The sequence below is a fragment of the Aeromonas sp. R7-1 genome (assembly GCF_040908115.1).
Lineage (GTDB): Bacteria > Pseudomonadota > Gammaproteobacteria > Enterobacterales > Aeromonadaceae > Aeromonas > Aeromonas caviae.
This window is the reverse complement of record NZ_JBFODD010000018.1, coordinates 71131-89336: the sequence shown is the minus strand read 5'-3', so window position 1 is coordinate 89336 and position 18206 is coordinate 71131. Positions and strand designations below refer to the sequence as shown.

Here is an 18206-nt window from a genome sequence, read left to right as displayed (position 1 = left end):
AGCCTTGCACAAAGTGGTATCATGTCCGCCATTTTATGCGTGACATGACTCAGGAACTGGGATGAAAGAGCTGAAAAACGATCGATACCTGCGTGCCCTGCTGCGCCAGGAAGTGGACATGACCCCGGTATGGATGATGCGTCAGGCTGGCCGTTATCTGCCGGAATACAAGGCGACCCGCGCCGTTGCGGGGGATTTCATGTCCCTGTGTCGCAACGCCGAGCTGGCCTGTGAAGTCACCTTGCAGCCCCTGCGCCGCTATCCACTCGATGCTGCCATCCTCTTCTCCGACATCCTGACCGTGCCCGATGCCATGGGGCTGGGCCTCTACTTCGAACACGGGGAAGGCCCGCGCTTCGAGCGCCCGATCACCTCCATGGCCGACGTGCAGGCCCTGCCCATCCCGGATCCGGAAGACGAGCTCGGCTACGTGATGAATGCGGTGTGCACCATCCGCCGCGAGCTCAAGGGCGACGTGCCGCTCATCGGCTTCTCCGGCAGCCCCTGGACCCTGGCCACCTACATGGTGGAGGGGGGCAGCTCCAAGGCGTTCACCAAGATCAAGCAGATGATGTATGCAGAGCCGCAGACCCTGCACCTGCTGCTCGACAAGCTGGCGGACAGCGTGATTAGCTATCTCAACGCCCAGATCAGGGCGGGTGCCCAGGCGGTCATGGTGTTCGATACCTGGGGCGGCGTGCTCACCCCGCGGGATTACCGCGACTTTTCCCTGCAGTACATGCACAAGATCGTCGATGGCCTGATCCGTGAACATGAGGGCCGCCGCGTGCCGGTCACCCTGTTCACCAAGAACGGCGGCCAGTGGCTGGAGCAGATCGCCGCCACCGGCTGTGATGCCCTGGGGCTGGACTGGACCACCGACATCGCGGACGCCAAACGCCGGGTGGGCGACAAGGTGGCGCTGCAGGGCAACATGGATCCCTCCATGCTCTACGCCACCCCGGAGCGGATCCGCGAAGAGGTCGCCACCATTCTGGCCGGTTTCGGTCATGGCAACGGTCATGTCTTCAACCTGGGGCACGGCATCCATCAGGATGTGGACCCGGAACATGCCGGCGTGTTCGTCAACGCGGTGCATGAGCTCTCCGCCCGATACCACGGTCGCTGAGGGCGGCATACAGCGTGATGAACGGGGCCTGCGGGCCCCGTTTTGCTGTCCGTGACACAGGGGGCTGCATCCTGGTCGCGGCTCGGGTTACACTGCACCCCCATGTTGGCCGTCGTGGCCGGGATGGGGTCGTTGAGGGGCAGGAGGCTGGATGGAGAAGCGGGCGTGGGATTGGGGCATCGACCTTGGCGGTACCAAGTGCGAGTGCGTGGTGCTCGATGGCGACGAGGTGTTGCTGCGCCACCGCATTCCCACTGAACGGCACGGCGGCTACCAGCACATGCTGGGCCAGATCGCCAAACTGGTGGACGAGTGTGCCGCCAAACTCGGTCAGCGTCCTGTACTCATCGGCATGGGGACGCCGGGGGCCCGGGACCCCCAGACCGGGCTGCTGAAAAACAGCAACACCACCGAGTTCAACGGCAAGCCGCTCAAGGAAGATCTGGAGCGCAGGCTGGGCGTCCCCGTGCTCATCGCCAACGACGCCAACTGTTTCGCCCTGGCGGAAACCCACCTGGGGGCGGTGCGCCAGCATCATCCCGATGCAAAAGTGGTGTTCGGCATCATCATGGGCACCGGGGTCGGGGCCGGCATCGTCATCAACGGCCAGATCCTCAACGGTCACCACGGCATCGCCGGGGAGTGGGGGCACAACGTCCTGTTGCCGGAGGGGCCAGAGTGCTACTGCGGCAAGCGCGGCTGCGTCGAAACCCTCATCAGCGGCCCGGCCCTGGAGGCCTGGTACGAGGCCAGGACCAAACGCCGTCTCTCGCTCGCCCAGATTGCTGCGGCCAGTGCCCATGATCATGTCGCCAGGCTCACCATGGACAGGTTGCACCTGCTGTTCGGCCAGGCGCTGGCCAACGTGATCAATATTCTCGATCCGGACGTCATCGTCATCGGTGGCGGCGTGGGCAATGTGCAGAGCCTCTATCGCGCCGGGCGCGAAACGGTATTGCCCTTCCTGTTCAACCCCCGTTTCGCCACCCCCATGATAGCGCCGGCCCTGGGGGACAGCGCCGGGGTATTCGGTGCCGCACTGCTGGCCCGCGGCGTCTTTCGCGAGGCACTGCTCTCGTGAGTCGCCCCTTCCTCCCATCCCTTTGTCGCAGCTAAGGACACAACGTTTCCATGATCAAGATTGCCATCAACGGCTATGGCCGCATCGGCCGCAACGTGCTGCGGGCCCTCTACGAGAGCGGCCGCGACAAGACCATCAAGATAGTGGCTATCAACGAGCTGGCGGCCCCCGAGGCCATGGTGCACCTGACCCGCTTCGACACCAGCCACGGCCGGTTCCGCTATCCGGTGCAACTGGCGGGCAACAGCATGCAGGTGGGGGAGGATCTCATTGCCCTGTTTGCCGAGCGGGATCCGTCGAACTTGCCGTGGCGGGCGCTGGGGGTGGACGTGGTGCTGGACTGCACCGGGGTGTTCGGCTCCCGGGCCGATGCCGAGCTGCATCTGGGGACGGGAGCGGGCAAGGTGCTCTTCTCCCATCCGGCGGATGCGGACGTGGACGCCACCATCGTCTACGGGGTCAACCACCAGGTGCTGACCGGGCGGGAGCGGATCGTCTCCAACGCCTCCTGCACCACCAACTGCGTGGTCCCCGTCATCGAAACATTGCATCGAGAATTCGAGATAAATTGTGGTACTATTACGACAATTCATTCGGCCATGCACGATCAGCAAGTCATCGATGCCTATCACGGCGACTTGCGCAGAACCCGGGCAGCCAGCCAGTCCATCATCCCGGTGGACACCAAGCTGGCAAAGGGGTTGGAACGTATCCTTCCCCACTTCGCCGGCAAGTTCGAGGCGATCGCGGTACGGGTACCGACCATCAATGTAACCGCCATGGATCTGAGCATTACTGTTCGTAAAAAAGTGACAGTTAGTGACGTAAATCAAGCCCTGCAACGGGCATCCAGAGGTACATTACACGGTATTCTGGACTACACGGAAGAGCCACTGGTCTCCGTAGACTTTAATCATGATGCACACTCCTGCATCATTGATGGTACCCAGACTCGGGTCAGCGATGCCAACCTCGTCAAGATGTTGATGTGGTGCGATAACGAATGGGGCTTCGCCAACCGCATGCTGGATACCACCCGGGCCATGATGGCCGCAGGCTGAAAGTCTGCACCGGGCGCAAGGTTACTGTTTTTTTAACATTACCTGAAAATATATAGAGGACTGAATATGTCTGTTATCAAGATGACCGACCTGGATCTGGCGGGCAAACGCGTTCTGATCCGTGCTGACCTGAACGTGCCGGTAAAAGACGGCAAGGTCACTTCCGATGCACGTATCGTTGCGACTCTGCCGACCATCAAGCTGGCTCTGGAAAAAGGCGCCAAGCTGATGATCACCTCCCACCTGGGTCGTCCGACCGAGGGTGAATACAACGAAGAATTCTCCCTGGCTCCGGTTGTCAACTATCTGAAAGACGCACTGTCCTGCCCGGTTCGTCTGGCCAAAGACTACCTGGATGGCGTAGACGTCGCCGCCGGTGAGCTGGTTGTGCTGGAAAACTGCCGCTTCAACAAAGGCGAGAAGAAGAACACCATCGATCTGGCCAAAAAATACGCCGCCCTGTGTGACGTCTTTGTAATGGATGCGTTCGGTACTGCTCACCGCGCCGAAGGTTCTACCTACGGTGTGGCCCAGTTCGCGCCGGTTGCCTGTGCAGGCCCCCTGCTGGCCGGTGAACTGGAAGCCCTGGGCAAAGCCATGCTCAAGCCCGAGCGCCCCATGGTTGCCATCGTGGGCGGCTCCAAGGTCTCCACCAAGCTGACCGTACTGGAATCCCTCTCCAAGATCGCTGACCAGCTGGTGGTCGGTGGTGGCATCGCCAACACCTTCATCGCTGCTGCCGGTCACAACGTCGGCAAGTCCCTGTGCGAGCACGATCTGATCGACACCGCCAAGAAACTGGCTGCCGAAACCAACATTCCGGTGACCACCGACGTGGTTGTGGGTAGCGAATTCTCCGAATCCACCCCGGCCACCATCAAGTCCGTGTCCGACGTGACTGACGGCGACATGATCTTCGACATCGGTCCGGATTCCGCCAAGGCCCTGGCCGACATCATCATGAACGCCAAGACCATCCTGTGGAACGGCCCGGTCGGCGTGTTCGAGTTCGACCAGTTCGCTGAAGGCACCAAGGTGATCGCCGAAGCCATCGCCGCTTCCCCGGCCTTCTCCATCGCTGGCGGTGGTGACACCCTGGCTGCCATCGACAAGTTCGGCATCGCCGACAAGGTCTCCTACATCTCCACCGGCGGCGGCGCCTTCCTGGAGTTCGTAGAAGGCAAGGTACTGCCGGCTGTCGCGATTCTCGAAGAGCGCGCCAAAGCCTAATTGACCCGGGACGGGGGGCAAAAGCCTCCCGTTTCGTTTATCATGTGGCCGCTGTGCCGGTTCATGATGAACCCCCCACTTTTTATTAACGGCATACGAGACAGGACGATTAAACATGTCTAAGAAAATTTTCGACTTCGTAAAACCCGGCGTGATCACTGGTGATGACGTTCAGAAAGTGTTCGCCATCGCCAAGGAAAACGGCTTCGCTCTGCCGGCCGTCAACTGCGTCGGTACCGACTCCGTGAACGCCGTGCTGGAAGCTGCTGCCAAGGTCAAAGCCCCGGTTATCGTACAGTTCTCCAACGGTGGTGCCGTGTTCACCGCCGGCAAGGGTCTGAAGCTGGAAGGCCAGCAAGCTGCCATCCTGGGTGCCATCTCCGGTGCCAAGCACGTGCACGCCGTTGCCGAAGCCTACGGTGTGCCGGTGATCCTGCACACCGACCACGCCGCCAAGAAGCTGCTGCCGTGGATCGACGGTCTGCTGGACGCGGGCGAGAAGCACTTTGCCGAAACCGGCAAGCCGCTGTTCTCCTCCCACATGCTGGATCTGTCCGAAGAGTCTCTGGAAGAGAACATCGACATCTGCTGCGAGTACCTGACCCGCATGGCCAAGATGAACATGACTCTGGAGCTGGAACTGGGCTGCACCGGCGGTGAAGAAGACGGCGTGGACAACAGCCACCTGGACCAATCCTCCCTGTACACCCAGCCGGAAGACGTGGCCTACGCCTACGAGCGTCTGTCCAAGATCAGCCCGCGCTTCACCATCGCTGCCTCCTTCGGCAACGTGCACGGTGTGTACAAGCCGGGTAACGTCAAGCTGACTCCGAAGATCCTGGACAACTCCCAGAAGTACGTCTCCGAGAAGTTCGGTCTGCCTGCCAAGTCCCTGGACTTCGTGTTCCACGGTGGCTCCGGCTCTACCCTGGAAGAGATCCGCGAATCCATCTCCTACGGCGTGGTGAAGATGAACATCGACACCGACACCCAGTGGGCGACCTGGGAAGGCGTGCTGAACTTCTACAAGTCCAACGAAGCCTACCTGCAAGGCCAGCTGGGCAACCCGGAAGGTGCCGACAAGCCGAACAAGAAGTTCTACGATCCGCGCGTATGGCTGCGTGCCGGTCAGACTTCCATGATCGCGCGTCTGGAGAAGGCCTTCTCCGACCTGAACGCCATCGACGTACTGTAATTCGCAGCACCTTGATTGCATGAAAAGGCGCCCTTCGGGGCGCCTTTTGCATTTCTGTGATCCTGACGGGCTGGATTGGGGATGGGGGGCTGGGTATTATCGATGACATCCGTTTAATTTAGTAAACGAATGCAACCAGGCAGGATGCTGAGCATGCAGACAGGAAGACAGGGACATCAGGAACACACGGCCTCCTATTACGCGGCCACTCGCAACGACCATCGGCAGTGGCCCGAGCTCAGTGGTGAGCTGGATGCGGACGTCTGCGTCATCGGTGGCGGTTTCACCGGCCTCAACACCGCCATCAACCTGGCCGATGCCGGTTACAAGGTGGTGCTGCTGGAGGCCAACCGCATCGGCTGGGGAGCGTCGGGGCGCAACGGCGGCCAGCTGATCCGCGGCATCGGCCACGATACCAGCCAGTTCGCCCGCTGGATTGGCGAGGCGGGCGTGCGGGAGCTGGATCTCATGGGGATCGAAGCGGTGCAGCTGGTGCGCGAGCGGGTCGAGCGTTTCAATATCGAGTGCGATCTGACCTGGGGCTATTGCGATCTCGCCACCAAGGCGCGCCACCTGAAGGGGTTCGAGGAGGATGCCGAGCACCTGGCGAGCCTGGGTTACCGGCACGCACTGAAAATGGTGGCGCGGGAGGAGATGCACACCGTGGTCGGATCGGATCGCTATATCGGCGGGATGATCGACATGGGCTCCGGTCACCTGCATCCTCTCAACCTGGCCCTCGGCGAAGCGCGTGCGGCAGCCAGTCTCGGGGTCTCCCTGTTCGAACACTCAAGGGTGACCCACATCGACTACGGCGAGCGGGTCGAGGTGACCACGGCCCACGGCCGGGTCAGCGCGGACTACCTGGTGATCGGCTGCAACGCTTACCTGGGCGACCTCCAGCCCGATCTCGGGGGCAAGGTGCTGCCGGCGGGCTCCTACATTCTCGCTACCCAGGTGCTGGAGAAGCGCCTGCGCCAGCGCCTGCTGCCACAGAACATGGCGGTGTGCGATCAGAACGTGGCGCTCGACTACTATCGGCTGTCGGCGGACGGTCGCCTGCTGTTCGGCGGGGCCTGCAACTACTCGGGCCGTGACCCCCGTGATATCAAGGCCTTTATGCTGCCCAAGCTGCTGCGGGTCTTCCCCGAGCTCGCGGGTACCGCCATCGAGTTCCAGTGGGGGGGCATGATAGGCATAGGCGCCAACCGGCTGCCCCAGATAGGCCGCCTCGAGCAGCATCCCAACGTCTTCTATGCCCAGGCCTATTCGGGCCATGGCCTCAATGCCACCCACATGGCGGGCAAGCTGGTGGCGGAGGCGATCAAGGGGGAGAGCCGGGGCTTCGATCTCTTCAGCCGCGTCCCCCACATGACTTTCCCGGGTGGCCCGGCGTTGCGCTCTCCGCTGCTGGCGCTCGGGATGCTCTGGTATCGGCTGAAGGATCTGCTCTAGGGAGAGGGGGGGCTCGGGATTATCCCTGCTGCGTCGCGTCTGGCTCGGCCAGGCGCCAGCCCTGCTCCGTCTTCATCATCCAGACCTGGGTCTCCTGCGCCAGGGCCTGGCCTGCCTCAAAGTCGCCATATTTGCGCTCGAGCTCCATCAGTCCCATCTCCTGCTGGAAGGGGCCGACCCTGTCATAGACGAGATCCTCGTCGTGCAACACCTGCAACTGATCCAGTCCCTGCTTGAAGTGGAGCTGGTAGCTCACCTTGACCAGATAGACCCCCTCCATCCGCTCCTCCTTGCCGAGCACGGCGAAGTCGCGGATGTCGAACAGGTCAGCATCTGTGCCCGTCTGCAACCTGGCGGTGACCTGGCTCTGGATGGTCTCTTCACCGGGACCTGCGTTGCAGCCATAAAGCCAGAGGGCCAGCAGGGGGATGAACCACTTTTTCATCAAAACTCCGGATGATGCGAGACAGGAGGGGCAAAGTTTGCCACGGTACGGGCCAGATACAAGAGATAGCCAGAAAAATCAGCAGTCTATGGCAGGTCCGAGGGAAGGGGACGGCGAACGATGCAGGTCATGACCAGGGTATCGCCGCTGAACCCGGCGATCTGTTTGCGATCTACTTGCTGGAAGCCGTGCTTGGTCCAAAAATGCAGGGCTGGCAGGTTGGTTTCTATGACCCCGAGCCGCATGTTGGTGCAACCCCAGTTTGCCGCCATCTCCATGAGCCGTAGGACGACTTGGCTGCCGATGCCACGGCCTTGCCTGCACTCCTTCAACAGCAGCAGACCGAGATAGGCGGTATCCGGTGTGGGATAGCCACGGATGAGATCGACGCAGCCAAGCAATTCTTCCCCCTCCAGCACGGCCAGCACAAACTTGTCCTCTTGCCCCATCCCCGGTGGACAGACCTTGAGTATCTCTTCGGCATCCGCAGGGGCAGGCCCCTTGCTTTCGGTCAGCCAGCTGTAGGCTGGGGCTGCCATGACAACTTCCTCCAGCCAGCCCCTGTGCTCTGGGTGAAACGCTGACAGTCGCCGAAGCTCCATCTAGCGCAGCTTGTCCAGCTGGCCGAGAAATTCGACAGGCCCCATGAAGCCGGTCACCCGCTGGCCGTTCACCTCGTTGCCATCGCGATCGAAGAAGAGGAGGGTCGGCAATCCCAGCACGTTGAGGCCGTTGAGCAGATCCACGTCGGCGTCGTCGTTGGCGGTGACGTCCGCCTGCAGCAGCACCATCTCGCTGAAGCGCGCCTGCACATCGGGGTCGCTGAAGGTCTTGTGCTCGAACTCCTTGCAGGCCACGCACCAGTCGGCGTAGAGGTCCAGCAACACCGGCTTGCCGCGGGCGGCGGCAAGCTGCACCTTGAGATCGTCCAGGGTCTTGATGCGAATGAAGCGGGGGGCCTGGGTCTGGGCGGCGGCATTGGCCCCCTCGGGTGGCAGCAGCAGATCCTTGCCCACCACCACCAGGCCCATCATCGCCAGCAGCAGGACGAAGCCGCCGAGGCTCTTGCCCACCGAATGGGCGCGATGCTGGTTGTGGTGATAGAGATAACCGCACAGCACCAGCCCCCAGCCGAGCCAGAGCAGGGTGGCGACGAGGTCGCTCAGGAGCCTTGAGAGCAGCAGGATGGGTACCGCCAGCAGCGCAAAACCGAAGAGTTGCTTGATCACATCCATCCAGGCGCCGGCCCTGGGCAGCAGCTTGCCGCCAGAGGTGCCGAGCAAGAGCAGCGGCAGCCCCATGCCCAGGGAGAGGGCATAGAGGGCCGCACCGCCGAGCCAGAGATCGCCACTCTGGGCCACGTAGATAAGGGCCCCGGAGAGCGGCGCCGTGGTGCAGGGGGAGCAGACCAGTCCCGAGATCATGCCCATGATGGCGACGCCGGCCACGGATCCGCCCTGCTGGCGGTTGGAGAAGCCCGAGAGACGGGTTTGCAGGCTGCTCGGCAGTTGCAGGGTGTAGAGCCCGAACATGGAGAGGGCGAGCAGCACGAACATCACCGAGAGGCCGATGAGCACATAGGGGTGCTGCAGAGCCGCCTGGAATTGCAGGCCCGCCGAGGCGACGACGAGCCCGAGCAGGGTATAGGTGACCGCCATCCCCTGCACATAGACGAAGGAGAGCAGGAAGGCGCGACGGGTGGAGAGGCGATGCCCTGCCCCGGCGATGATCCCGGTCAGGATGGGATACATGGGGAAGACGCAGGGGGTGAAGGCGAGGCCGAGACCCAGGGCGAAGAAGGCGGCGACGCTGATCCAGAACCCCTGGCTGCCGAGGGCGGCCGCCAGCCTGTCCTGCTGGCTGCCCGGCACGTCGGTGGCCTGAAGGGGGGCCGCCGCTTCCGCCCGGGCGGGGGCGGCGAGGGGCTCGACGGCGATCCGCTTGTCGGTGGGTGGGTAGCAGAGTCCCTCGGTGCAGCCCTGGTAACTCAGAGTGAGGCTGGCCGCGTCCCCGACCCGGGTCAGCGCCACGGGGATCTGCACCTCCTGGTAATAGACCCGGCTCTTGCCGAAGAAGTCATCCTCGTGCTCGGTGCCGGGGGGCAGGACGGGCTCGTCGAAGGCGAGGTTCTCTCCCTTCACACGGATGCTGTGGCGATAGAGGTAGTAGCCGTCGGCGATGCGTATCCGGAGCAGCAGCCGATCACCCTGTTGTTCGCTCTCGAGGGCGAAGGCCTGATCCACCTTGAGGAATCTTGGCTGGGTCTCGATGCCGAGGCTGCCGAGCAGATCCTGGCTGCTGGCCCGGGCGGGGGCCGTCGTCAGGACGCAGAGCAGGCCCAGCAGCATCAGCAGGAAGGAGAGGGGGCGAGAGGCGGTCATGAGGTCTCCTGTGTCAACCAGTCGAGATAGGCAGGGTGGCCCTGGCTTGCCGGGAGCGCCAGGATCTCCGGTACCTCGTAGGGATGGTGGGCGAGAATGCACTGGCGCAGGGGTTCGAACAGAGCGGCCCGACTCTTGATGACGAGCTGGATCTCCCGGGTTCGTTCCGTCTTGCCCTGCCAGCGATAGACGGAGGTGACCCCGGGCAGCTGGTTGATGCAGGCGGCGAGGCGCTGGTCGAGCAGCTGCTCGCAGAGGCGGTCTGCACTGGTCTCGTCGGGGCAGGTGCAGAGCACCAGAATGGCGTCGGTCATAGGGATGGACGGTCTCGGCAACGGGGCGCACGGGCCCCCTGGATCAGCCGTTACTATACCGGGCCGGGGGGCAAATAGCACCCGGCCCCCCGCACCCGGAATAAGTCATGCGCCCGAGATGGACGCTGTGAAAAGGACAGGGCAGAATGAGCGGGCTTGTTCCAATTCTACGTAAGGAAATGTATGACCCAACAGAATGAGCAGCAGAGAAACCGCATGTTGAGCCTGTTGCGTGAAGGGGAGCGCCGCATGCTGGTGCAACTGGCCGGTCTGCTGCGTACCAGTGTCGACGAGATCAATGCGGAGCTGGAAAAAGAGGAGCTGTTGTCGGCGTTGGAGCAACCCATCACGGTGGAGTACCTCAACGGCGTGGTGCAGCATCATCTGTTCGAGCGCCTGCACAAGGGGGACATGGTGGCGGCCCAGCGCATGCTGAACCAGTACCAGAGCGACCTCGAAGCCATGATGCGCCAGGAAACCAGGCAGGACGATACCCCGCCGGAAGAGGTCAAGGCCCAGGCCTGACCCCGCGAGGCCCTCTTCAGCACCATCATGCCATCGCATGATGGTGCCTCGCCCTTACCCCTCGAATCGCTTATCCCAGCGCCTTCTGCACCTGTCCCATGGGAATGGGGAACACCTTGTCGTAGCTCCAGTTGTAGACGAAGGCATAGACCAGGTAGAAGAGCACGAAGCCCATATCCAGCACCAGCGCCTCCAGCAGGCCGATGTCGAGCCACCAGGACATCACCGGCAGGGCCACGATCAGCAGGCCCCCCTCGAACCCCAGGGTGTGCAGCACCCGCTGCCACAGCGCCTTGTGGGTGTGGCCCTGATAGCGCAGCAGCAGCTTGTCCACCCCGATGTTGTAGACATAGTTCCAGACGGTGGCGACCACCGAGAAGAACAGGGCCAGGGGGCCCATGTGGTTGAGCCCGACGCCGGTCACCCAGCTGGCCAGCGGGGCGGCGATCAGCAGGCCAATCAATTCGAAGCCGATGGCGTGGCGCAGGCGGTCACGGGTCGTACGCATGGTCTGTCTCTCTCTTTGGTCAGGGAATGGCGGCAATGTATCGCCAAAACCGGATAGATTCACGTTGGTATCTATCGCTAAAATAGATAGATGTGACGACACAACAGCACGGCGGAGCAGGCTCATGACCCCTTCACTGGAACACTTCAAGGCATTGCTGGCGACGGCCGAGACCGGGTCGTTCTCGGCGGCGGCGCGCAGGCTGGGCAAGGCCCAGTCGGTGGTGAGTGCCGCCATCGCCAACCTGGAGATCGATCTCGGCCTTGCGCTGTTCGATCGCAGCGGCCGCTATCCCGTGCTGACCGAGGCGGGTGCCCGCATCTGTCAGGAGGCGGGGGTGCTGCTGGCCCAGAGCGAGCGACTGCAGGCCATCGCCGGCGAGCTGGCCAACGGTGTCGAGTCGCGCCTCACCCTGGCCATCGACGATGACTCCCACCTGCCCTGGCTTGGTTCCCTGCTGGAGGAGTTCGCCAGCCGTTACCCGGCGGTGGAGCTGGAGCTGCTGTTTCCGCTGATGGAAGACGTGACCGAGCTGCTCAAGAGCGGCCGTGCCCAGCTCGGCATCAGCTACCAGAAGGCGCACCCCGAGCGGGAGCTGGTCTCCCGCTCCCTGGGGACGGTCACCATGCCCCTGGTGGTCTCTCCGGATCACCCCCTGGCCCACAAGACGCCGTTGAAGGAGAGCGACCTGCAAGGGGCTCGCCAGTTGATGGTGACCGGACGGCGGGAGGGGACGGAGCGCCATCGCTTCCGCCTCTCGGCGCAAGTGTGGTGGGTGGAGGGGGATCTCGGGATCCTGGAGCTGGTGAAACTGGGGCTGGGATGGGCGGCGGTGCCCGAGTTTCTGCTGCACCGGCCCCTGGCGCGGGGGGAGCTGGTGGTGCTCAAGCCGGACTTCATCGCTGAGGCAGAACTGGCGCTGGAGTTGCAGTGGTATCGCGCCCGCCCGCTCGGGCAGGCGGGGCGCTGGTTGCAGGAGGCACTGCTGGCGCGGGTGCCTCGCTAGGGGGGATTCAGTCGATCAACGCATAGGGCAGGGGTTGCAGACTGAGGCTGGAGCCCTCTTCCAGCTTGAGGCGGAAGCGGGCGTCGGCCTCGGTGTCCTTGGGTAGCACGGCGGTGAGCCACACCTGACCCTGCTGCTGCCAGGCATTGAGCACCAGACCGCTGCGACGCCAGTTGTCACCGAGCTGGATCTCCAGGGTGTCACCGCTGGCCACCTGCGTTGCGGCAGTGCCGCTCAGCACGAAGAGGGCGCGGTTGTTGGCGCCGCGATACTTGGCGCGCGCCACCGTCTCCTGCCCCATGTAGCAGCCCTTGTTGAAGCTGATGCCATCAAGGGCTTGCAGGTTCAGCATCTGGGGGATGTATTCCCCCTGATGGACCGCTTCCAGATGGGGGAGACCGGCTTTGATTTCCAGCCCCCACCAGAGTCCTTCGTCGCCCACCGGCAGGTTCAGGGCCTGCGGGGATGTGCTCGCCAGCAGCCAGCGGTCCGCCTCCACCCTGACTGCCATGCCGCCCTCCACCAGGCCGGTGCCGGTCAGCGCGAAGTGCTGTGCCATCCAGTCGTCCGTCCCCTGACCGGCCAGTCCGGCCAGGCTGCCCTGAAACTCGCCGATCTCGACCTTGGCAAAGATCGCAAACTTCTTGAGCTCCGGCAGCTGGCGGGCCAGCACCGAGGGCTTGGTCAGCATCAGCAGGCTGTCTTCCAGGCAGAGCAGGCGAAAATCGCTCCACAGCTTGCCCTTGGGATCGCAGTGGCCGCCGAGGGTGCTCTGGCCCGGTTGCAGGGCGTTGACGTCGCAGGTGACCTGACCTTGCAGATACTTGGCGCGATCCGGGCCGCCGAGGCGGGTGATGGCCAGGTTGGTCAGGGAAAACAGGGTCGGCTCGGCAGGAAGAAGAGGGGTCGGCAGGCTCACGATGGGATTCCAGAGACAGAAAGTATGTGACCTGCATGGTAAAGACGTAAGGAATGTTTGTCAGCCGGAAAATCCTGCTGCTACCATTCCCCGGTCTTTGTAAGGAGAGTTCCATGTTGAACCCAAGTGAGAAGTCCCGCCTGAAGTGGGCCTGCCGTCGCGGCATGCTCGAGCTGGATGTGATCTTTATGCCCTTCTTTGAGCACGAGTTCGATGGCCTCGGCGAGGCCGAACAGCGCACCTTCATCCGCCTGCTGGAGTGCGAGGATCCCGAGCTGTTCCGCTGGTGCATGGGTCACGGCGTGCCCGAGGATCCCGCTTTTGCCGCCATGATCCCCCTGATCCTCGAGCGCAACCAGGCCCGTCACGACAGCCTGCGCTGAGCCCGACTCGCGACCGCCACCCCTCATGGCCAGCCTCGCGTCTCCCCAGCGGGTAGTGATGCCCGTGATCCCCTCCCGCCAGCAGCGTCTGCTGCTGTGCATCCTGTTTCTGTTGCTGCTCTTGCCCGTCGCCAGCCTGATCCAGGGCTGGCAATGGGGGCTGTTCCTCCCTGTCTGGGGGCTGAGTCTGTGGCGCGCGTTGCGCCGCCATCCGGCGGCGAGCGGCGTGCTCGTCTGGGATGGGGAGTGGCTCGAGTGGCAAGGGGCGCGCCATCGGCTGGATCCCCGCAGCCGCATCCTGCCCGGGGTGCTCTGGTTGCGGCTGAAGACGGTGGAGGGCTCCGAGGGGCAGCTCTGGCTCTTCTCCGATGCCCTGGCCCCTGCACACTACCGCGCCCTGGCCCGCGCCATCCACCTCGCTGTCCGCTAGGGGCGTCTCTCTCTACCTGCTACATCTGCCGCTCATAGCAGATGACCCCGCCTGGGCGGGGTCATCTGGGGGAGGGCATACGCCCGAATCGAACGCAACGGCCTTATTCCCGATCCGGGGTCAGCACGGTCGGCTTGGAGTCCGGCTGCATGTCCGGATAATCCAGGTTGTAGTGCAGACCCCGGGACTCCTTGCGCTCCAGGGCACAGTTGACGATGAGCTCGGCCACCTGCAGCAGGTTGCGCAGCTCCAGCAGGTTGTTGGAGACGCGGAAGTTGGCGTAGTACTCCTGCACCTCTTGCTTGAGCAGGTCGATGCGGCGCTTGGCCCGGGCCAGGCGCTTGTTGGTGCGCACTATCCCCACGTAATCCCACATCATCAGCCGCAGCTCGTGCCAGTTGTGCTGGATCACCACCTGCTCGTCCGAGTCATCCACCTGGCTCTCGTCCCAGGCCGGCAGGCTGGGGGGCGCCACGCTGGTGGGCAGCTTGGCCAGGATGTCGGCTCCCGCCTGATGGGCATAGACCACGCATTCGAGCAGGGAGTTGGAGGCCATGCGATTGGCGCCGTGCAACCCGGTATAGGTCACCTCGCCGATGGCATAGAGGCCGGGGATGTCGGTCTGGCCGTTGTTGTCGATCATCACGCCGCCACAGGTGTAGTGGGCCGCCGGGACGATGGGCATCGCCTCCCTGGTGATGTCGATACCGACCGCGAGGCAGCGCTCATAAATGGTCGGGAAGTGCTTGATGATGAAATCCGCCGGCTTGTGGCTGATGTCCAGATACATGCAATCCGCCCCGAGGCGCTTCATCTCGTGGTCGATGGCGCGGGCGACGATGTCCCGAGGGGCCAGCTCGGCCCGCTCGTCAAACTCCGGCATGAAGCGGCTGCCGTCGGGACGGCGCAGGTAGGCCCCTTCGCCGCGCAGGGCCTCGGTCAGCAGGAAGTTGGGGTCGTCCGGGTGGAACAGGCTGGTGGGGTGGAACTGGTTGAACTCCAGGTTCGCCACCCGGCAACCAGCGCGCCATGCCATGGCGATGCCGTCGCCGGAGCTCACATCGGGGTTGGAGGTGTACTGGTATACCTTGGAGGCCCCGCCGGTGGCCAGCGCCACGAAGCGGGCGCGGATCACCTCGACCTGCTCGGCGTTGCGATTCCAGACATAGGCTCCCAGTACCTTGTTGCCCGGCAGACCCAGCTTGCGGGTGGTGATGAGATCGACCGCGTTGAAGCGCTCCATCAGCTGGATGTTGGGGTGGGCGCGCACCTGGTCGATCAGGGTGAGCTGCACCGCCTTGCCGGTGGCGTCGGCCGCGTGGAAGATGCGGCGATGGCTGTGGCCCCCTTCCCGGGTCAGGTGATAGTGGGATTCCCCCTCGGCATCCTCTTCCTGATCGAAGGGGACCCCTTGCTGAATGAGCCACTGGATGGAGTCGCGGGCGTTGCGGGCGGTGAACTCCACCACCGCCGGGTCGCACAACCCGGCGCCGGCGTTGAGCGTGTCGCTCACGTGGGATTCGATGCTGTCGGTCTCGTCGAACACGGCAGCGATGCCTCCTTGCGCATAGAGAGTGGCCCCCTCACTGATGGGCCCCTTGCTCAGAACCAGGACTTTGGCCTGGTCTGCCAATCGCAACGCGAGGGACAGACCGGCGGCACCGCTGCCAATGATGAGTACGTCGCAAAGGTATTCAACACTTGCTTTCATAAGTATCATTGGCCTGGATTAAGAACTGGCCCCATGGTAGCCCAAGGGGGGTTGTGATGCAGCCCGCATCACATTTTTTTCAATGCAAGCGAACTTTCCCTGATTCCTCCTGTCTGAACTTGTGCGCTTAGAAGGGGCCGGAAAAGAAAAACGATAACCTGATGGGGGTTTTACGGCTCTGATGAGCGACCAGAATCTACTGGACGAACAGCTGGTTGAACGGGTCCAGCGTGGCGATAAAAATGCATTCAACCTGTTGGTACGCAAGTACCAGCACAAGGTGGTCAACCTGGTGGCCAGGTATGTCAACAATCCGGGCGATGTACCGGATGTGGCGCAGGAGGCATTCATCAAGGCCTACCGTGCGTTGCCGACATTCCGTGGCGAGAGCGCGTTTTACACCTGGTTGTACCGGATCGCCGTCAACACGGCCAAAAACTACCTGACGTCACAGGGGCGCAGACCGCCCAGCAGTGATGTCGAAGCGGACGAGGCTGAATATTATGGTGGTGGTGAAGCCCTGCAAGAGGTGGCCACCCCGGAAAACCTGGCGCTGACCGACGAGATCAAGCGAACCGTGTTTACCGCCATAGAAGCCTTGCCAGAAGATTTGAGAACGGCGATCACCCTTCGTGAAATGGAAGGGCTGAGCTACGAGGAGATTGCGGAGATCATGGATTGCCCTGTGGGTACGGTGAGATCCCGCATCTTCCGGGCGAGGGAAGCAATCGATAAAAAGCTGCAACCTCTGATCGAGCATTAACTGGGGAAAGACAGGCAAACTTATGGCAAATAAAGAGCAACTTTCAGCCCTGATGGATGGCGACCTCAGCGAAATCGAGGTACTGAACGAGCTGGGAACGGATCCCGCTCTGCAGGATACCTGGTCGCGTTACCATCTGATCGGTGATGCCATGCGGGGTGACCTGCCGGTCAATCTGCAACTGGATCTCAGCGACAGCATCATGCTGGCGCTGGAGGATGAACCCGCCATACTGGCGCCCAAGCCGGCACAGCCTGCTGCGCCCCAGGTGCAGCCCGCCGGCAAGGTGATCCCCTTCGTTCGCCGCTTTGGCCAGCAAGTGGGGCAGTATGCCATTGCCGCCTCCGTGGCTGCCGCCGTCATCTTCGGCGTGCAGCAGTACCAGGGCAAGGATGGTGTGCCGACCAGCCCGGTGCTCAATACCATACCCGTGGGTGGCAGTGCTGCGCCGGTGAGCGTGCACTATCCCCAGGATGGCAGCCGGACCGGTGTGCGTCAGCAAGGTCTGAGCGAGCAGCAGATGCAGGAGCAGCGCGAGCGCATCAATGCCTTCCTGCGCGACCATCAACTGCAACAGCGTCTGCTGCAAGACAAGCAGATTCAGGAATAACGCATTTTTAGGGATCAGATCGTGCGCCAGTCCAGCCGTATCCTGCTGGCCTCTCTCCTGTTGATTTGTGCCAAGGCCTCGGCCGACGATCTGTCGGCCGAGGCCTTGTTGCAGCAGATGCAGAGTGCCGTTTCGCAACAAAACTTCGAATTGTCCATGGTCAAGGCCCGCCAGGGGCGCCTCGAGCCTATCCGTTTCAGCCACGGGATCATCGATGGCAAGGAGGTGGCTCACTTGAGCTATCTCGACGGCAAGGCCGTGGAGTTCCTGCAACGCCAGAACGAATACACCTTCTTCGAAAACACCCATGAACCCTACACCCTCAAGGGGGCGCGTTTCCCCGGGGTCTGGTCGAGCCTGGTGAGGATGCCGCTGCCCCGGGTGATGGAGAGTTATGACCCCGTGCTGGCGGGCCGCAGCCGGGTGGCCGGCCTGGTGGCACAAGTGGTACGGCTGGTGCCCAAGGAGGCGGACAAGTACGGCTTCGTGCTCTGGATTGACGAACAGAGCCATCTGCTGCTGCGGGTGGACATGGTGGATCGAGAAGGCAATCTGGTGGAGCAGGTGCTGGGGGTGGATCTGGACAGGCAATCTGCGCCGGCCCCCTGGCTGGTCACCCTGGCACGCAGCAAGCTGCCGGATGCGCTGGCGCTGGAAGATGCCTATCCCGCTCCCCAGCAGACCCTCAACTGGCACCTGACCTGGTTGCCCGATGGCTTCAAGGTGCTCTCTCAGGATCGGCATCAGCTGGTCAGCACCAGTCTGCCGGTGGATTACATGATGCTCTCCGACGGGCTGGTGGATCTCTCCGTCTACGTCTCACGGGTCGATCCCAAGCAGGCGGTGCGCCAGCAGTTGATTCGCCAGGGGGCCACCTCGCTGGTGAGCTTCGTCAACGAGGTCGGGGTGGAGATCACCGTGGTGGGTGAGGTGCCCGCCGAAACCGCCAAGCGCATCGCCGAGGCAGTGCAGCCCCTGGCCCGCAACGAGGCGGTGCAGTGAGTCTTTGCCGTGAGACTTGCCCTGAGGATGCCGCCGTGCTGAGATCCGGTGCATCCAC

20 protein-coding genes are annotated in these 18206 nt (G+C 62.9%); 13 read left to right on the top strand and 7 right to left on the bottom strand.

All coding sequences use genetic code 11. The features are described from left to right. Positions 1 to 61: 61 nt before the first annotated feature. The 6 genes from hemE to AB5Y51_RS02610 all read left to right on the top strand — a co-directional run bounded on the left by hemE (position 62) and on the right by AB5Y51_RS02610 (position 7151). Positions 62 to 1129, top strand: a complete 1068-nt coding sequence (gene hemE / locus AB5Y51_RS02635) for a uroporphyrinogen decarboxylase (RefSeq protein WP_368178018.1) — start codon at positions 62 to 64, stop codon at positions 1127 to 1129. A gap of 151 nt (positions 1130 to 1280) precedes the next feature. Continuing rightward, on the top strand, positions 1281 to 2210 hold the full coding sequence (locus AB5Y51_RS02630; protein WP_226044703.1) for an ROK family protein: 930 nt from the start codon (positions 1281 to 1283) through the stop codon (positions 2208 to 2210). A gap of 50 nt (positions 2211 to 2260) precedes the next feature. After that, positions 2261 to 3271: an erythrose-4-phosphate dehydrogenase gene (gene epd, locus AB5Y51_RS02625; protein WP_368178017.1), complete on the top strand. Its 1011-nt coding sequence runs from the start codon at positions 2261 to 2263 to the stop codon at positions 3269 to 3271. Positions 3272 to 3337: 66 nt separating this feature from the next. Beyond that, the gene (locus tag AB5Y51_RS02620; RefSeq protein ID WP_010675659.1) at positions 3338 to 4501 is read left to right on the top strand and encodes a phosphoglycerate kinase; all 1164 of its coding nucleotides are present in this window, start codon (positions 3338 to 3340) and stop codon (positions 4499 to 4501) included. A 115-nt stretch (positions 4502 to 4616) separates the two neighbouring features. Then, a complete protein-coding gene (fbaA, locus tag AB5Y51_RS02615; RefSeq protein WP_010675658.1) occupies positions 4617 to 5696 on the top strand; it encodes a class II fructose-bisphosphate aldolase in 1080 nt (359 codons plus the stop codon). Between the two features lie 153 nt (positions 5697 to 5849). After that, the gene (locus AB5Y51_RS02610; RefSeq protein WP_041213912.1) at positions 5850 to 7151 is read left to right on the top strand and encodes an FAD-binding oxidoreductase; all 1302 of its coding nucleotides are present in this window, start codon (positions 5850 to 5852) and stop codon (positions 7149 to 7151) included. Between the two features lie 19 nt (positions 7152 to 7170). Here the strand turns inward: AB5Y51_RS02610 and AB5Y51_RS02605 are convergent, their stop codons facing one another. The 4 genes from AB5Y51_RS02605 to cutA form a co-directional block, all read right to left on the bottom strand. Then, a complete protein-coding gene (locus AB5Y51_RS02605; RefSeq protein WP_368178016.1) occupies positions 7171 to 7596 on the bottom strand; it encodes a hypothetical protein in 426 nt (141 codons plus the stop codon). 86 nt (positions 7597 to 7682) lie between these two features. Next, the gene (locus AB5Y51_RS02600; protein WP_050498250.1) at positions 7683 to 8135 is read right to left on the bottom strand and encodes a GNAT family N-acetyltransferase; all 453 of its coding nucleotides are present in this window, start codon (positions 8133 to 8135) and stop codon (positions 7683 to 7685) included. Positions 8136 to 8198: 63 nt separating this feature from the next. After that, positions 8199 to 9977: a protein-disulfide reductase DsbD gene (locus AB5Y51_RS02595; RefSeq protein WP_368178015.1), complete on the bottom strand. Its 1779-nt coding sequence runs from the start codon at positions 9975 to 9977 to the stop codon at positions 8199 to 8201. Next, positions 9974 to 10291: a divalent-cation tolerance protein CutA gene (gene cutA / locus AB5Y51_RS02590; RefSeq protein ID WP_010675653.1), complete on the bottom strand. Its 318-nt coding sequence runs from the start codon at positions 10289 to 10291 to the stop codon at positions 9974 to 9976. Before cutA ends, AB5Y51_RS02595 begins: the two co-directional genes overlap by 4 nt. Positions 10292 to 10474: 183 nt before the next feature. Between cutA and AB5Y51_RS02585 the strand changes: the two genes are divergently transcribed. Then, positions 10475 to 10816 (top strand): hypothetical protein, encoded by a 342-nt coding sequence (locus AB5Y51_RS02585; protein WP_010675652.1) that lies wholly within the window; start codon positions 10475 to 10477, stop codon positions 10814 to 10816. A gap of 70 nt (positions 10817 to 10886) precedes the next feature. Here the strand turns inward: AB5Y51_RS02585 and AB5Y51_RS02580 are convergent, their stop codons facing one another. Beyond that, on the bottom strand, positions 10887 to 11324 hold the full coding sequence (locus tag AB5Y51_RS02580) for a PACE efflux transporter (RefSeq protein ID WP_039040541.1): 438 nt from the start codon (positions 11322 to 11324) through the stop codon (positions 10887 to 10889). A 124-nt stretch (positions 11325 to 11448) separates the two neighbouring features. On the opposite strand from AB5Y51_RS02580, the gene AB5Y51_RS02575 reads away from it, so the two are divergent. Beyond that, positions 11449 to 12330 (top strand): LysR family transcriptional regulator, encoded by an 882-nt coding sequence (locus tag AB5Y51_RS02575; RefSeq protein ID WP_010675650.1) that lies wholly within the window; start codon positions 11449 to 11451, stop codon positions 12328 to 12330. 7 nt (positions 12331 to 12337) lie between these two features. Here AB5Y51_RS02575 and ygfZ read toward each other — a convergent pair whose 3' ends face one another. Next, entirely contained in the window at positions 12338 to 13249 is a 912-nt protein-coding gene (ygfZ, locus tag AB5Y51_RS02570) for a tRNA-modifying protein YgfZ (RefSeq protein ID WP_368178014.1), read from the bottom strand. Positions 13250 to 13362: 113 nt separating this feature from the next. Here ygfZ and AB5Y51_RS02565 point away from each other — a divergent pair, with 113 nt between their 5' ends. Both AB5Y51_RS02565 and AB5Y51_RS02560 read left to right on the top strand, forming a co-directional pair. Further along, positions 13363 to 13632, top strand: a complete 270-nt coding sequence (locus AB5Y51_RS02565; protein ID WP_010675648.1) for a succinate dehydrogenase assembly factor 2 — start codon at positions 13363 to 13365, stop codon at positions 13630 to 13632. 58 nt (positions 13633 to 13690) lie between these two features. Continuing rightward, complete coding sequence (locus tag AB5Y51_RS02560) at positions 13691 to 14062, top strand: protein YgfX (protein WP_330143880.1); 372 nt, start codon at positions 13691 to 13693, stop codon at positions 14060 to 14062. A gap of 103 nt (positions 14063 to 14165) precedes the next feature. On the opposite strand, the gene nadB is transcribed toward AB5Y51_RS02560, so the two are convergent. Further along, positions 14166 to 15773: an L-aspartate oxidase gene (nadB, locus tag AB5Y51_RS02555; protein ID WP_010675646.1), complete on the bottom strand. Its 1608-nt coding sequence runs from the start codon at positions 15771 to 15773 to the stop codon at positions 14166 to 14168. Between the two features lie 181 nt (positions 15774 to 15954). On the opposite strand from nadB, the gene rpoE reads away from it, so the two are divergent. The 3 genes from rpoE to AB5Y51_RS02540 are packed head-to-tail and all read left to right on the top strand — an operon-like array spanning position 15955 to position 18148. Further along, positions 15955 to 16536: an RNA polymerase sigma factor RpoE gene (gene rpoE / locus AB5Y51_RS02550; protein WP_010675645.1), complete on the top strand. Its 582-nt coding sequence runs from the start codon at positions 15955 to 15957 to the stop codon at positions 16534 to 16536. 22 nt (positions 16537 to 16558) lie between these two features. Then, complete coding sequence (locus tag AB5Y51_RS02545) at positions 16559 to 17146, top strand: sigma-E factor negative regulatory protein (RefSeq protein WP_041211670.1); 588 nt, start codon at positions 16559 to 16561, stop codon at positions 17144 to 17146. 21 nt (positions 17147 to 17167) lie between these two features. Then, the gene (locus AB5Y51_RS02540) at positions 17168 to 18148 is read left to right on the top strand and encodes a MucB/RseB C-terminal domain-containing protein (protein WP_010675643.1); all 981 of its coding nucleotides are present in this window, start codon (positions 17168 to 17170) and stop codon (positions 18146 to 18148) included. The last annotated feature ends 58 nt before the right edge of the window (positions 18149 to 18206 follow it).

Bases quoted from the DNA above. Each gene is read 5' to 3' on its own strand.
- AB5Y51_RS02595 (WP_368178015.1), bottom strand. From the start codon at position 9,977: ATGACCGCCTCTCGCCCCCTCTCCTTCCTGCTGATGCTGCTGGGCCTG.
- AB5Y51_RS02585 (WP_010675652.1), top strand. From the start codon at position 10,475: ATGACCCAACAGAATGAGCAGCAGAGAAACCGCATGTTGAGCCTGTTG.
- AB5Y51_RS02600 (WP_050498250.1), bottom strand. From the start codon at position 8,135: ATGGCAGCCCCAGCCTACAGCTGGCTGACCGAAAGCAAGGGGCCTGCC.
- fbaA (WP_010675658.1), top strand. From the start codon at position 4,617: ATGTCTAAGAAAATTTTCGACTTCGTAAAACCCGGCGTGATCACTGGT.
- AB5Y51_RS02565 (WP_010675648.1), top strand. From the start codon at position 13,363: ATGTTGAACCCAAGTGAGAAGTCCCGCCTGAAGTGGGCCTGCCGTCGC.
- AB5Y51_RS02620 (WP_010675659.1), top strand. From the start codon at position 3,338: ATGTCTGTTATCAAGATGACCGACCTGGATCTGGCGGGCAAACGCGTT.
- nadB (WP_010675646.1), bottom strand. From the start codon at position 15,773: ATGAAAGCAAGTGTTGAATACCTTTGCGACGTACTCATCATTGGCAGC.
- hemE (WP_368178018.1), top strand. From the start codon at position 62: ATGAAAGAGCTGAAAAACGATCGATACCTGCGTGCCCTGCTGCGCCAG.
- AB5Y51_RS02545 (WP_041211670.1), top strand. From the start codon at position 16,559: ATGGCAAATAAAGAGCAACTTTCAGCCCTGATGGATGGCGACCTCAGC.
- rpoE (WP_010675645.1), top strand. From the start codon at position 15,955: ATGAGCGACCAGAATCTACTGGACGAACAGCTGGTTGAACGGGTCCAG.
- AB5Y51_RS02630 (WP_226044703.1), top strand. From the start codon at position 1,281: ATGGAGAAGCGGGCGTGGGATTGGGGCATCGACCTTGGCGGTACCAAG.
- AB5Y51_RS02605 (WP_368178016.1), bottom strand. From the start codon at position 7,596: ATGAAAAAGTGGTTCATCCCCCTGCTGGCCCTCTGGCTTTATGGCTGC.
- epd (WP_368178017.1), top strand. From the start codon at position 2,261: ATGATCAAGATTGCCATCAACGGCTATGGCCGCATCGGCCGCAACGTG.
- AB5Y51_RS02575 (WP_010675650.1), top strand. From the start codon at position 11,449: ATGACCCCTTCACTGGAACACTTCAAGGCATTGCTGGCGACGGCCGAG.
- cutA (WP_010675653.1), bottom strand. From the start codon at position 10,291: ATGACCGACGCCATTCTGGTGCTCTGCACCTGCCCCGACGAGACCAGT.
- AB5Y51_RS02560 (WP_330143880.1), top strand. From the start codon at position 13,691: ATGCCCGTGATCCCCTCCCGCCAGCAGCGTCTGCTGCTGTGCATCCTG.
- AB5Y51_RS02580 (WP_039040541.1), bottom strand. From the start codon at position 11,324: ATGCGTACGACCCGTGACCGCCTGCGCCACGCCATCGGCTTCGAATTG.
- AB5Y51_RS02610 (WP_041213912.1), top strand. From the start codon at position 5,850: ATGCAGACAGGAAGACAGGGACATCAGGAACACACGGCCTCCTATTAC.